The organism is Halosolutus sp. DAT137 (genome assembly GCF_059736405.1).
Window position 1 is genome coordinate 273,436 of sequence record NZ_JCAQID010000007.1, and the last position, 12,398, is coordinate 285,833.

14 protein-coding genes are annotated in these 12,398 nt (G+C 62.6%); 8 read left to right on the top strand and 6 right to left on the bottom strand.

The genetic code is table 11. From position 1 onward, the window contains the following. The first annotated feature begins 5 nt into the window (after window positions 1–5). The 5 genes from AC6I6L_RS10950 to AC6I6L_RS10970 are packed head-to-tail and all read left to right on the top strand — an operon-like array spanning window position 6 to window position 5,169. Window positions 6–587, top strand: coding sequence for a V-type ATP synthase subunit E (locus tag AC6I6L_RS10950; RefSeq protein ID WP_497917797.1), 582 nt, complete (start codon window positions 6–8; stop codon window positions 585–587). After that, on the top strand, window positions 584–1,648 hold the full coding sequence (locus AC6I6L_RS10955) for a V-type ATP synthase subunit C (RefSeq protein ID WP_497917798.1): 1,065 nt from the start codon (window positions 584–586) through the stop codon (window positions 1,646–1,648). The genes AC6I6L_RS10950 and AC6I6L_RS10955 overlap by 4 nt, the downstream gene beginning before the upstream one ends. Beyond that, entirely contained in the window at window positions 1,645–1,977 is a 333-nt protein-coding gene (locus AC6I6L_RS10960) for a V-type ATP synthase subunit F (protein ID WP_497917799.1), read from the top strand. Before AC6I6L_RS10955 ends, AC6I6L_RS10960 begins: the two co-directional genes overlap by 4 nt. Before the next feature lie 4 nt (window positions 1,978–1,981). Further along, a complete protein-coding gene (locus tag AC6I6L_RS10965; RefSeq protein WP_497917800.1) occupies window positions 1,982–3,745 on the top strand; it encodes an ATP synthase subunit A in 1,764 nt (587 codons plus the stop codon). Window positions 3,746–3,747: 2 nt separating this feature from the next. Then, window positions 3,748–5,169 (top strand): ATP synthase subunit B, encoded by a 1,422-nt coding sequence (locus tag AC6I6L_RS10970; RefSeq protein ID WP_497917801.1) that lies wholly within the window; start codon window positions 3,748–3,750, stop codon window positions 5,167–5,169. Window positions 5,170–5,239: 70 nt separating this feature from the next. Here the strand turns inward: AC6I6L_RS10970 and AC6I6L_RS10975 are convergent, their stop codons facing one another. Further along, complete coding sequence (locus AC6I6L_RS10975) at window positions 5,240–5,512, bottom strand: DUF8143 family protein (RefSeq protein WP_497917802.1); 273 nt, start codon at window positions 5,510–5,512, stop codon at window positions 5,240–5,242. A 71-nt stretch (window positions 5,513–5,583) separates the two neighbouring features. On the opposite strand from AC6I6L_RS10975, the gene AC6I6L_RS10980 reads away from it, so the two are divergent. The 3 genes from AC6I6L_RS10980 to AC6I6L_RS10990 all read left to right on the top strand — a co-directional run bounded on the left by AC6I6L_RS10980 (window position 5,584) and on the right by AC6I6L_RS10990 (window position 7,078). Beyond that, complete coding sequence (locus AC6I6L_RS10980) at window positions 5,584–5,784, top strand: zinc ribbon domain-containing protein (protein WP_497917803.1); 201 nt, start codon at window positions 5,584–5,586, stop codon at window positions 5,782–5,784. 127 nt (window positions 5,785–5,911) lie between these two features. Then, window positions 5,912–6,661 carry a V-type ATP synthase subunit D gene (locus tag AC6I6L_RS10985; RefSeq protein ID WP_497917804.1) on the top strand — a complete coding sequence of 250 codons (750 nt, stop codon included), beginning with the start codon at window positions 5,912–5,914 and terminating at the stop codon, window positions 6,659–6,661. 9 nt (window positions 6,662–6,670) lie between these two features. Beyond that, entirely contained in the window at window positions 6,671–7,078 is a 408-nt protein-coding gene (locus AC6I6L_RS10990; protein WP_497917805.1) for a DUF6276 family protein, read from the top strand. Window positions 7,079–7,118: 40 nt separating this feature from the next. Here the strand turns inward: AC6I6L_RS10990 and AC6I6L_RS10995 are convergent, their stop codons facing one another. The 5 genes from AC6I6L_RS10995 to pepF all read right to left on the bottom strand — a co-directional run bounded on the left by AC6I6L_RS10995 (window position 7,119) and on the right by pepF (window position 12,232). Further along, a complete protein-coding gene (locus AC6I6L_RS10995) occupies window positions 7,119–7,859 on the bottom strand; it encodes a DUF8127 domain-containing protein (RefSeq protein WP_497917806.1) in 741 nt (246 codons plus the stop codon). Window positions 7,860–8,003: 144 nt separating this feature from the next. After that, window positions 8,004–8,396 carry a DUF5811 family protein gene (locus tag AC6I6L_RS11000; protein ID WP_497917807.1) on the bottom strand — a complete coding sequence of 131 codons (393 nt, stop codon included), beginning with the start codon at window positions 8,394–8,396 and terminating at the stop codon, window positions 8,004–8,006. Window positions 8,397–8,462: 66 nt separating this feature from the next. Further along, the gene (locus AC6I6L_RS11005) at window positions 8,463–8,942 is read right to left on the bottom strand and encodes a pyruvoyl-dependent arginine decarboxylase (protein ID WP_497917808.1); all 480 of its coding nucleotides are present in this window, start codon (window positions 8,940–8,942) and stop codon (window positions 8,463–8,465) included. A 137-nt stretch (window positions 8,943–9,079) separates the two neighbouring features. Then, window positions 9,080–10,312, bottom strand: coding sequence for a proteasome-activating nucleotidase Pan2 (gene pan2, locus AC6I6L_RS11010; RefSeq protein ID WP_497917809.1), 1,233 nt, complete (start codon window positions 10,310–10,312; stop codon window positions 9,080–9,082). 108 nt (window positions 10,313–10,420) lie between these two features. Next, on the bottom strand, window positions 10,421–12,232 hold the full coding sequence (gene pepF, locus AC6I6L_RS11015; RefSeq protein WP_497917810.1) for an oligoendopeptidase F: 1,812 nt from the start codon (window positions 12,230–12,232) through the stop codon (window positions 10,421–10,423). Between the last annotated feature and the right edge of the window lie 166 nt (window positions 12,233–12,398).

Below are 12,398 nucleotides of genomic sequence, written 5' to 3' on the forward strand. Positions count from 1 at the left end.
TCACAATGAGTTTAGACACAGTCGTAGAAGACATTCGAGAAGAAGCCCGCGCGCGTGCGGAGGATATCCGCTCAGAGGGCGAAGAGCGCGCCGAAGAGATCGAATCGGCCGCCGAGGAGGAGGCCGAGGAGATCCTCGCCACCGCAGAGCGGGAGAGCGAGCGCGAGATCGAGCAGCTACGCGAACAGCGACTCTCCAGTGCGAAACTGGAGGCGAAACAGCAGCGCCTGGAGGCCCGCCGCGACGTCCTCGGGGAGGTTCGCGAACAGGTCGAGGAGGAAATCGCCGCCCTCGAAGGAGACGCCCGTGAGGAGCTGACGCGGACCCTGCTCGACGCCGCGAGCGACGAGTTCGACGAGGACGACGACGTCAGCGTCTACGGTCGGGCCGACGACGAGGAGTTGCTCGAGTCGATCGTCGATGACTACGACGGCTACCAGTTCGCCGGCGAATACGACTGTCTCGGCGGCGTCGTCGTCGAGAGCGAACAGTCACGGGTCCGGGTCAATAACACGTTCGACTCGGTCCTCGAGGACGTCTGGGAGGACAACCTCCGGGAGATCAGTAACCGACTCTTCGAACAATGAGTGTAGGCGCCTCGAATCCGGAATACGTGAATGCTCGCGTTCGGTCGCGCCGAGCGTCGCTGTTTTCGGACGAAGACTATCGAAAGCTGATCCGGATGGGGCCGAGCGGGATCGCACGGTTTATGGAGGAGACCGAGTACGAACGCGAAATCAATGCACTCGGGGCCCGGTTCTCCGGCGTCGACCTGATCGAGTACGCCCTGAACCGGAATCTTGCAAAGCACTTCCAGGATCTGCTCGACTGGTCGGAGGGGCGGCTCTACGACCTCATCGCTCGGTACCTCCGAAAGTTCGACGTCTGGAACATCAAGACGATTATCCGAGGGATCTACACCGAAACCGATCCCGAAGAGATCCAGACCGACCTGATCCGAGCCGGCGAACTCGGCGAGGCGACGATCAACCGGTTGCTCGAGGTCGATACGATCGAGGACGCGATCGAAGTGCTCAACCGGACAATCTACTACGACCCACTCTCCGCGGCTTACGAAGAGTTCGAAGAGACGGGCGCACTCGTCCCTATCGAAAACGCACTGGACCGAGAGTTCTACGAGCACCTGCTCGAGGATGTCAGCCGGCAGTACGGCGAGCCGGAAGAAGGGGCAGAGGCGCTCTATATCGAGTTCCTGCAGGCGGAGATCGATTTCCGAAACCTCCGGAACGCGTTGCGCCTCGCACGGAGCGGCGCCAACCTCGACCCGGCAGCCTACTACATTGAGGGCGGCGTCCTGTTCGATCAGGCGGAACTGAACCGCCTCATCGGCGCCGAAGACGAACTCGTCGAGCATATTGCCGAGGACAAACGGTACGGTGATCGGCTGTCCGAGGCCCTGGATCGGCTGCGCGAAGCTGACAGTCTTATCCAGTTCGAGCACGCACTAGACGCTGCGTTGCTCGAGTACGCGGACACACTCTCGAGCATTTATCCGACCTCGGTTTCGGCCGTGCTCTCGTACATCCTCGCCAAAGAACGCGAGGTCGAAAACATTCGCGCGATCGCGCGCGGGCGAGAGGTCGGTCTCTCGGAAAGCGAAATCGAAGAAGAGCTGGTGATTCTATGAGCCAGGAAATCGCAGTCGTCGGCAGTCCGGAGTTTACGACCGGCTTTCGCCTCGCTGGCGTTCGCCGGTTCGAGAACGTGCCGGACGACGACAAAGACGCAGCGCTCGACGACGCCGTCACCGAGGTGCTGGGCGACGAGGGCGTCGGCATCGTGGTGATGCACGACGAGGACCTCGACTACCTGTCGCGAAACGTGCGCCAGGACGTCGAGACGAGCGTCGAACCGGTCGTCGTCACGATCGGTGGCAGCGGCGCTGGCGGCGGGCTTCGCGAACAGATCAAACGAGCGATCGGTATCGACCTGATGGACGAGGACGAAAGCGAGTAACACTATGAGCCAGGCAGAAGACATCGAGACCGTCGACGAAGACGGTGTAATCGAAAGCGTGAGCGGTCCGGTCGTGACCGCCACGGACCTCAACGCCCGGATGAACGACGTCGTCTACGTCGGCGACGAAGGACTGATGGGCGAGGTCATCGAGATCGAAGGGAACCTGACCACGATTCAGGTGTACGAAGAAACCTCCGGCGTCGGCCCGGGCGAACCCGTCGAGAACACGGGCGAACCCCTCTCCGTCGACCTCGGACCGGGGATGTTAAACGCCATCTACGACGGCGTCCAGCGCCCACTCGACGAACTCGAGGAGAAGATGGGATCGGCGTTCCTCGACCGCGGGGTCGACGCGCCCGGCATCGACTTCGAGAAGAAGTGGAAGTTTACGCCGACCGTCGAGACCGGTGACACGGTCGAGCCCGGTGACATCATCGGTGAAGTCCCCGAGACCGAGAGCATCACCCACAAAGTGATGGTTCCGCCGGACGTCGAGGGCGGCGACATCGACGAGATCGAGAGCGGCAAGTTCCGCGTCGATCAGACGATCGCGACGCTCGAAGACGGCACCGAGATCCAGATGCACCAGGAGTGGCCCGTTCGGGAGGCCCGCCCCGCAGACACGAAGGAAACGCCGACGATTCCGCTCGTCTCCGGACAGCGGATTCTCGACGGTCTGTTCCCGATCGCCAAAGGCGGGACGGCCGCGATTCCCGGCCCGTTCGGCTCCGGGAAGACGGTCACCCAGCACCAGCTCGCCAAGTGGGCCGACGCGGACATCGTCGTCTACGTCGGCTGTGGCGAGCGTGGCAACGAGATGACCGAGGTTATCGAGGACTTCCCCGAACTGGAAGACCCGAAGACCGGCAAGCCGCTGATGTCGCGGACGTGCCTCATCGCGAACACGTCCAACATGCCCGTCGCCGCCCGTGAATCCTGCATTTACACCGGGATCACGATCGCGGAATACTTCCGTGACATGGGCTACGACGTCGCGCTGATGGCCGACTCCACCTCCCGGTGGGCGGAGGCCATGCGCGAAATTTCGAGCCGACTCGAGGAGATGCCCGGCGAAGAAGGGTATCCCGCCTATCTGGCAGCCTCGCTGTCGGAGTTCTACGAGCGCGCCGGCCTGTTCCAGAACATCAACGGCACCCGCGGTTCGGTCTCGGTCATCGGGGCCGTTTCTCCGCCGGGTGGGGACTTCTCCGAGCCAGTCACCCAGAACACGCTACGTATCGTCAAAACGTTCTGGGCGCTGGACGCGGACCTCGCGGAACGACGCCACTTCCCGTCGATCAACTGGAACGAGTCGTACTCGCTGTATCGCCAGCAACTCGACCCGTGGTTCCGCGACAACGTCGCGGCAGACTGGCCCGAGCGCCGCCAGTGGGCGGTCGACGTTCTCGACGAAGAAGACGAACTGCAGGAGATCGTTCAGCTCGTCGGTAAGGACGCGCTGCCGGAAGACCAGCAGCTGACCCTCGAGGTCGCACGCTACCTGCGCGAGGCGTGGCTCCAGCAGAACGCGTTCCACGACGTCGACACGTACTGCGATCCGAAGAAGACCTACCGGATGCTGGGTGCCATCAAGACACTCAACGACGAGGCCTTCGATGCGCTCGAAGCCGGCGTCCCGGTCGAAGAGATCACCGATGTCGACGCGGCACCCCGACTGAACCGGATGGGGGTCGCTGAGGAGTGGAACGAGTTCATCGACGAACTCGAATCGGACCTCTCCGAGCAGATCAGCGCACTGTACTAACCATGAAAGAGTACCAGACAATCACAGAGATCAGCGGTCCACTGGTGTTCGCCGAGGTCGACGAGCCGGTCGGCTACGACGAGATCGTCGAGATCGAAACCGACGACGGCCGAACGCTGCGCGGACAAGTACTGGAATCGAGTAAGGGACTCGTCGCGATTCAGGTGTTCGAGGGCACTGGCGGAATCGACCGTAACGCCTCCGTTCGCTTCCTCGACGAGACGATGAAGATGCCCGTCACCGAGGACCTCCTCGGACGGGTCCTCGACGGCTCCGGAAACCCGATCGACGGCGGCCCGGAGATCGTTCCCGACGAGCGCATCGACATCGTCGGCGAAGCGATCAACCCCTACTCCCGGGAGTATCCCGAGGAGTTCATCCAGACCGGTGTCTCCGGTATCGACGGGATGAACACGCTGGTTCGCGGCCAGAAACTGCCGATCTTCTCGGGTTCGGGATTGCCCCACAACGAACTCGCACTCCAGATCGCCCGTCAGGCGACAGTGCCGGAAGAGGACGAGGGCGACGACGACGAGGGCACCGAGTTCGCAGTCATCTTCGGCGCAATGGGCATCACCCAGGAGGAGGCAAACGAGTTCATGCAGGACTTCGAGCGCACCGGCGCGCTCGAGCGATCGGTCGTCTTCATGAACTTAGCGGACGACCCCGCAGTCGAGCGGACGGTCACGCCGCGACTCGCGCTGACGACGGCGGAGTACCTCGCATTCGAGAAGGGCTACCACGTGCTGGTCATCCTGACCGACATCACCAACTACTGTGAGGCGCTGCGAGAGATCGGTGCCGCACGTGAGGAGGTTCCGGGTCGCCGTGGCTACCCCGGATACATGTACACCGACCTGGCACAGCTCTACGAGCGTGCCGGCCGTATCGAGGGTCGCGAGGGATCGGTCACGCAGCTTCCGATTCTGACGATGCCCGGCGACGACGACACCCACCCGATCCCTGACCTGACCGGCTACATCACGGAAGGCCAGATCGTGATGGACCGAGACCTCAACAGTCAGGGGATCGAGCCGCCGATCAACGTTCTCCCAAGCCTCTCGCGGCTGATGGACGACGGGATCGGTGAGGGCCTGACCCGCGCCGACCACGGCGACGTCTCCGACCAGATGTACGCCGCCTACGCCGAGGGTGAGGACCTGCGCGACCTCGTGAACATCGTCGGTCGCGAGGCACTCAGCGAACGGGACAACAAGTTCCTCGACTTCGCCGATCGGTTCGAAACGGAGTTCGTCCAGCAGGGGTACGACACCGATCGAACGATCGAGGAGACGCTCGAACTCGGCTGGGACCTGCTCTCGATGCTACCGAAGGAGGCTCTCAACCGGATCGACGAAGACCTCATCGCGGAGCACTACCGCGAAGACGAGGCCGAACTCGCGGAAGCGACGGCTGACGACTGACTCGATCGGGGTTTTTTACGTTCGGTTTTCCCATCGAAAGCGACGTCGTAGGATACCACCCGGACACGGATCAGCGCTCGTCCCAGAAGGTGCGGTTCCCATCCGGGTCCTCCTCGTCCCGGTTCGCCGTTGATCCCCGATCGTCCGTCCGACCTCGTCGGTTCTCGTCCGCCCCCGTTCGACGGGGGGTTCGTCGGAGTCCACCCTGTTCTTTGGCCTCGCGTTCGGCCGCCTGCCGATCGACCACCTCCGGGTTCGACGTCTCGCTCTCGATGAGCGCGTAGAGTGCGAATGTGAAGATCACGAGGAGCAACACGATCACGACCAGTGTACCGCCAGCCATGGATTCCACCGTCGATCTCCAGTAAACCAGTTGGACACAAAACATTTGCTGTCTGACGAGTACGGAAGCGTATGCCCAACGAAGACGGCTGCCCGAAGTGTGGCCACACCGAAACGGAGGTCGATGACATCTCGACGACGGGGACCGGACTTTCGAAGTTCTTCGACATCCAGAACCGTCGGTTTCGCGTCGTTTCCTGTACGAACTGTGGATACGCCGAACTCTACAAAGGCGGCAAGACGAGCGACATGGTCGACCTGTTTCTCGGCTAGCCCAGCCGGTGTGGAATTCGGGACCGCGGACGAACCATCGTGAGTGTACTGGACTCCCGACCCGGGACGCGAGCGCCGAGCAAAACTGTAAACAGTTATCCGACTGGGGGCGCAATCCCCCCACAAGATGGCCAAGGACGTAAAACCCACCCGCAAGAACCTGATGGAGATCGAGGATCGGATCGAACTCTCCGAGCGCGGGCACGGGACCTTAGAGAAGAAGCGGGACGGGCTGATCATGGAGTTCATGGACATCCTGGACAAAGCACAGGACGTTCGTGGGGACCTCGCAGACGATTACGAGGCGGCCCAGAAGACGATCAACATGGCCCGAGCGATGGAGGGTGATGTCGCCGTTCGCGGTGCCGCCGCGGCGCTGCAGGAACATCCCGAGATCACCACCGAATCCAAGAACATCATGGGCGTGGTCGTCCCACAGATCGAGTCCTCACGCGTCTCCAAAACGCTCGATCAGCGTGGCTACGGGATTATGGGAACTTCCGCCCGCATCGACGAAGCCGCCGAGGCCTACGAGGATCTTCTGGAGAGTATCATCCTCGCCGCAGAGGTCGAAACCGCGATGAAGAAAATGCTTCGAGAGATCGAGACGACCAAACGCCGCGTCAACGCACTCGAGTTCAAACTCCTTCCGGATCTCTACGACAGTCAGGAGTACATCGAGCAGAAACTCGAAGAGCAAGAACGCGAGGAGACGTTCCGCCTGAAAAAGATCAAGGACAAAAAAGAACAGGAAGAGAGAGAAGCACGAGAAGCCGAGGCAGAGGCGGAAGCCGACGCCGCGGCCAAAGACGCCGTGTCGACCGTCGAGGAGAGTCAGCCGAGTACCGCCGCCCGATCGCCCACGGCTGACCAGTAATCCCGGCCGATGGCCTGTTCAGCGTGTGGAACCGAGTCGACGATCGCCGTTTCTATCCCGGATGAGTACCGCGAACACGCACCCGAGACCGCGTCTGCGGTAGCGATCTGTTCACGCTGTCTCACTGTCGATCCCGCACCGACGGACGCGACGAGCGATCGCGACGATCCCGATTTTTCGTCGATCAGCGAGGCGTTTCCGACTCGAGCCGCGAGCGCGGTGCCGCTTGCACTCGCGCTCGATCTGTGTTCGTCGCTCGCGACCAACCGCGAGGCGATCGAGGCGCTGCTGCTGGCCGTCGAGCGCCAAGGCGTCGATCCGCTGTTAACGATCGATCGCCTCGTCAGTGACTCCTCGATCGAACCGGCGATCGATCTCGAGCGCCGACGCCACCAGCTCGAGCAACTGCTGTACTGAGCGGGACCGCCGGGAAACGAGAGGCGAGTTCGCGGCGCGCTCACTCCCGGTCGTCGGCGTCTCGGAACGCTCTGATCAGACCAACGCCGCCGGTTCCGGTCCCCAAGACACCGAGAACGCCGAGAACGAGTAGGGTGAGCAGACCGCTCCACCGGGCGTAGTCGGCGCGGTCGCAGAAGTCGTCGCCGCTCGAGCCACAGAACGATCCGCTATCGCCGTACGTTTTATAGCCGGTCTGCTGGATCGTGTAGTACCGTCCCTCGTGTTCGACGATCCGGTTGACGTTCGTGGGGGGTTCTGTGGTGATGGACTGGCCGTCCTCGATCGCTTCTCGTTCCGCGTCGGTCACTTGGTCAGCATCGATCGCGAGCCGATCGAGTGCGGTGTCGGGTTCTACTCGTTCGAACTCGAACTCGAGGCTAGCGCTTCTGTTGGCGCTGATTCGGTAGAACTCGCCGTCGAGGTACGCGTGGCTGAACGTGGACCCGAGCCCGGTGGCGTTGATCTCGCCGTCGTACTCCTGGTGAGCGAGCGAGCACTCTCTGGTGAGACTCGGCAGGCAAACGACGTTCTCGTCGACGTTGACCGCGGAAGGGCGTCGTTCCGTTCCGGAGTCCACCTCCGTCAGGACGAGTTCGCCGTCGTGGCTCACCTCGACGGCCGTGTACTGGCGAACCGTGTCCGGCTTGGGTTCGGTGAACGCGACGGCGCTCCACAGTGCGGCGATTCCGAGGACGATCAGGAGGAGGAGGGAGACAGCACGGGGACGCTGGAGGACCATGATTCGGGTTTTGGATGCGAATACATGAGCGTTTTGACTGGTATCATACCTGACGGTACGCGTCGGTTCGATACCAAAAGAAACGATATCGAGGCTGTCGGTGTCAGCGAAGAACGATCGGGGTCGGCGGTTGGCGTTCGCGACTTATTTCCCGGTCGGCGTCACGTTGTCACTGACCGCCTGTTTGACCTGCAAGGCGGCGCTTGCGGCGAGGCCGCGGGCGACTTCGTCTCGTTCGTCGGCCGTGATGACTTCCTCGGGGGCGTCCTCCAGTTCCGGGGTAAAGCCGGCACTAACGGGATGGCCGACCGGTGGCCGGACGGCAACGGTGACCTCCGGGCCGGCGATTCCCCGTGAGATGTCGGCGTCGACGATGTATTCGTCCGGGAGGAACTCGCGAGTGCGGGCGGCGATCCGCGAAACGTCGCGGTTGAGCACTCGCTTCTGGGTGTTCGAGAGATCAGGAACGTCCGCCGCTGCACGCTGACCAGCACCCGTTTCCCCCGGCAGCCCTGCGTACGGCGTATTTCCGTTCATGAGAAGTGTGTGTCTCTACCATAGTCTGTACGGGGTGAAAAACGTTCGCCTTCGGGCACTCTCATCTCAGAGTAAGGGATCGCTGTCGCCGTAGATCGCAAGCACCAGGGCCGTCGTGTGGGTGCCGGAGTCTGCCTGCATGCTTTCGACGATCACAGACGGCTCGTCGAACTGCCAGTCTCTGAGCTCCTGTCCCGACGCTAATCCCTCGCGAACGCGGCGTTCGACGTCGTCGCCGTCCATCTCGCCCGCGGTCTCGTAGAACACCCCCGGCCCGCCGTCGATCGACTGGGACCACGCCAGTGCCGCGCTCACTCGCCCCGGTTCGGCGGTCGTCGCCCGCGCTTCGACGACGGTCAAACGCTCACCCGCGGGACCGAGATCGGGTGCGGTGCCGACAGCCTCGACGTCCACACCCGCCGGGATCATCGAGGAGACGGAGACGAGATTGTAGTTCTCGACGCCAGCCTCCGCGAGGGCGGCGTCGTACGAAGACATCGCCGTGGGACCCGAGGCGGACCCCCAGACGACTCGAATCGTGCTCATAGCTACGGGTCGGAGACGGACGGCGTAAGGCGTTGCGATCCGCGATCGACGATCGTTAAAAATCACTACCGCATCGACTACCCACCCGAGACGACCGAGCGCGATCCGTTACCGAGAGATGGCTCTCGAGTGGCGCTCTACTGGTAGAAGTAGCCCGCCGACGAGATCACGTCGCTCGAGTCGTCGTCTTCCATCTTTTCGTGGGCGTCGAGGAAGTCCTGGTGGACGACGGTGTTGCGATCGTTCCGGATCGCGAACATCCCGGCCTCGGTCGCCAGACTCTCGATTTCGGCCCCGGAGTAGCCGTCGGTTTCGTCGGCCAGCACGTCGAAGTCGACGTCGTCACCGACGTTCATGCCGCGGGTGTGAATCTGGAGGATCTGCTCGCGCCCTTCCCGTCCGGGTTCGGGGACCTCGATGAGGCGATCGAACCGGCCGGGACGGAGGATAGCGCGATCGAGCATATCGAAGCGATTAGTGGCGGCGATGATGCGAATCTCCCCGCGCGCCTCGAAGCCGTCCATCTCCGCGAGCAGTTGCATCATCGTTCGCTGAACCTCGGCGTCGCCGGAGGTCTTCGACTCGGTCCGGCGCGTGGCGATCGCGTCGATCTCGTCGATGAAGATGATGGCTGGTTCGCGCTCACGAGCCATCTCGAAGAGGTCGCGAACGAGTCGAGAGCCTTCGCCGATGAACTTGCGGACGAGTTCGGAACCGGCCATCTTGATGAAGGTGGCGTCGGTTTCGGTCGCGACGGCTTTCGCGAGCATAGTTTTCCCGGTCCCCGGCGGGCCGTAGAGGAGGACGCCGCTCGGCGGCTCGATGCCGACTTTCTCGAACATTTCGGGTTCGAGCAGCGGCTGTTCGACGGCCTCGCGAACCTCGCGGACCTGTTCGTCGATCCCGCCGATATCCGCGTAGCTCACGTCCGGGCGCTCGGAGATCTCCATCGACTGCGCCCGCGCGTCGGTTTCGGTCGAGAGAACGGTCTGAATGGCGAACGAATCGTTGACGGCGACGCGATCGCCCGGATCGATCCGATCGATCATTCGGGGGGAGACGTCCGTGAGCACTTCCTGATTGTTCCCGTGCTGTTTAACGATGGCTTCCTCGTCGTCGATCACGTCTTCGACGGTCGCGATGTACAGCGAGGAGCTTTTCAGCGCCTCGTTTTCGCGTTCGACGCGATCGACTCGGTCGCGGAGGCGCTGTCGGCGTTCGTCGGCGTCGTCGAGCTGGTCGGACAGCTGGTCGTTGACGTCGACGAGGTTCTCGAAGTGGCCGCGGAGCGCCTCGAGCCGTTCGTCGTCCGGCAGATCGGGATCGATATCGCGGTGGGGTCGATCGGGGATAGACGGGCTTCGAGACATCCTAACGTGCACCGGTAAGTTCCCGACGATAAATGTGCTTTTGGGTCGCGGTGTATTTGCGGTTCTCCGTTGCGGGCACAGCAGAACCAACGGGATGCGAAGGCGGTCTCAGACGCCGAGCGACTCGAACTCCGCCAATCGATCGCCATAGCTCTCGAGGGCGCGATCGATCGGTTCGGCCTGGCTCATGTCGACGCCCGCAACCTGCAGCAGTTCGAGGGGGTACTCCCGGGAGCCGCGCCGGAGGAACTCGAGGTAGTTTTCAGCGGCCTCGTGGTCCGGGTCGCCGCCGGCTCCGTCCGGTAGAATCCCGTCGACGAGCGCCAGCGCGGCTGAGATACCGGTGGCGTACTGGTAGACGTAGAACGCGCGGTAGAAGTGGGGGATGCGCATCCACTCGGTCGCGATCCGATCGTCGATCACGGCTGGTTCGTAGTAGGTCTCCTTGAGACCGCGATAGAGGTCGTCGAGTCGATCGGCGGTCAGTGGCTCGTCGGTTTCCTCGAGTCGGTGGGCTTCGTGTTCGAACTCGGCAAAGAGGGTCTGGCGGTAGAGCGTCGAGCGGACCCGTTCGAGGAACTCGTTCAACACGTGCTTTTTGAACCGGGGATCGTCGACCGTCTCGAGAAGATGGCTCGTGAGCAAGGCCTCGTTGACCGTGCTCGCGACCTCGGCCACGAAGATTTCGTACCCGGAGTAGACGAACGGCTGTTCGTCTTTGGTCAGCTGGGAGTGCATGGAGTGGCCGAGTTCGTGGGCCAGCGTGTACATCGAGGAAATATCGTCCTGATAGTTCAGCAGGATAAACGGCTGGGTGTCGTAGGTGCCACCGGAGTAGGCTCCGGACTGCTTGCCCTCGTTCTCGTAGACATCGACCCACCGCGAGCCGAGTCCCTCCGCGACGCGGGACTGGTAGTTTTCACCGAGCGGTTCGAGGGCGGCGACGACGTGGTCGGTGGCTTCGTCGTACTCGACGTTCGGTCCCTCGTCGCCCGTCAGCGGCATGTAGACGTCCCACATTCGGAGGTCGTCGACGCCGAGCGCGTCGCGCTTGAGTTCGGCGTGGCGATGGAGGTTGTCGATGTTGTCGTGGACCGTTTCGACGAGCGTGTCGTAGACGTCGACCGGGACGTTTGGGCCGTCGAGTGCTGCCTCACGAGCCGTCTCGTAATTGCGTGCCTGGGCCATTTTCACGTCGGCTTTGACGCTATTCTTGTACGAAGCGGCGACCGTGTTCCGGACGCCTCCCCACTCGTCGAAGTAGTTCTCGTAGACGCGCCGGCGAAAGTCGCGATCGGACCGTTTGAGCAGGTTGACGAAGTTACTCTGGGTGATCTCGACAGCGTCACCCTCGGGGTCTTCGACCGTGGGAAACGACAGATCCGCGTTCGAGAGCATGGTGTACACCTCGCCCGTTGCGCCCGTAACCTCGCTCAGGTCTGCAAGCAGGGCCTCGACCTCGGCCGATCGCGTGTGGGGTTTCATCCGGAGTACGTCGTCGACGTAGTGGTCGTAGGTCTCGAGGGCGGGTTCGGTCTTGACCAGTTCGTCGAACGCCTCGCGGGTGAGCGTCTGGAGTTCCGGCTCGATGAACGAGGCGGCGGACTGTGCATCAGCCGCGAGCGACTGCGCGCGTGCGGTCAGCGCCTGATACTGCTGGTTGGTCGTGTCCTCGTCGCGGCGCATCCGGGCGTACGCCGCGACCGTCGACACCTCGCGCATGATCTCGTCGCGCAACTCGAGGACGACGCGCAACGTCTCCGCGTCGTCGGTAGTCTGTCCCTCGTAGGCGGCGAGGTCGTCGATCCGTTCAGCGACCGCGTCGTAAGCCGCCTCCCAGTCGTCGTCGGTGGCGTAGATACTCTCGAGATCCCAGGTGTAATCCTCGTCGATCTCGGAGCGCGCTGGAACAGAACTCATGAGAATGCGTTTGTAACGGTAATGGTAAAGCGTGTCGGAGTGTTGTGAACACTGGTCACGCGGTCGGTTTTGCCGCTGGATACGATCGACGCGCCGGGAGTGGCGGGTGCGTCCACCGCGCAGCGACCGACCGACCAGTGGCAGTGCTACGATATTATCTGTCGGG

Coding starts and splice junctions, on each gene's coding strand:
- AC6I6L_RS10980 (WP_497917803.1), top strand. CDS start 5,584: ATGCCCAACGAAGACGGCTGCCCGAAGTGTGGCCACACCGAAACGGAG.
- AC6I6L_RS10960 (WP_497917799.1), top strand. CDS start 1,645: ATGAGCCAGGAAATCGCAGTCGTCGGCAGTCCGGAGTTTACGACCGGC.
- AC6I6L_RS10950 (WP_497917797.1), top strand. CDS start 6: ATGAGTTTAGACACAGTCGTAGAAGACATTCGAGAAGAAGCCCGCGCG.
- AC6I6L_RS10965 (WP_497917800.1), top strand. CDS start 1,982: ATGAGCCAGGCAGAAGACATCGAGACCGTCGACGAAGACGGTGTAATC.
- AC6I6L_RS10955 (WP_497917798.1), top strand. CDS start 584: ATGAGTGTAGGCGCCTCGAATCCGGAATACGTGAATGCTCGCGTTCGG.
- AC6I6L_RS11005 (WP_497917808.1), bottom strand. CDS start 8,942: ATGAGCACGATTCGAGTCGTCTGGGGGTCCGCCTCGGGTCCCACGGCG.
- AC6I6L_RS10985 (WP_497917804.1), top strand. CDS start 5,912: ATGGCCAAGGACGTAAAACCCACCCGCAAGAACCTGATGGAGATCGAG.
- AC6I6L_RS11000 (WP_497917807.1), bottom strand. CDS start 8,396: ATGAACGGAAATACGCCGTACGCAGGGCTGCCGGGGGAAACGGGTGCT.
- pan2 (WP_497917809.1), bottom strand. CDS start 10,312: ATGTCTCGAAGCCCGTCTATCCCCGATCGACCCCACCGCGATATCGAT.
- pepF (WP_497917810.1), bottom strand. CDS start 12,232: ATGAGTTCTGTTCCAGCGCGCTCCGAGATCGACGAGGATTACACCTGG.
- AC6I6L_RS10975 (WP_497917802.1), bottom strand. CDS start 5,512: ATGGCTGGCGGTACACTGGTCGTGATCGTGTTGCTCCTCGTGATCTTC.
- AC6I6L_RS10995 (WP_497917806.1), bottom strand. CDS start 7,859: ATGGTCCTCCAGCGTCCCCGTGCTGTCTCCCTCCTCCTCCTGATCGTC.
- AC6I6L_RS10970 (WP_497917801.1), top strand. CDS start 3,748: ATGAAAGAGTACCAGACAATCACAGAGATCAGCGGTCCACTGGTGTTC.
- AC6I6L_RS10990 (WP_497917805.1), top strand. CDS start 6,671: ATGGCCTGTTCAGCGTGTGGAACCGAGTCGACGATCGCCGTTTCTATC.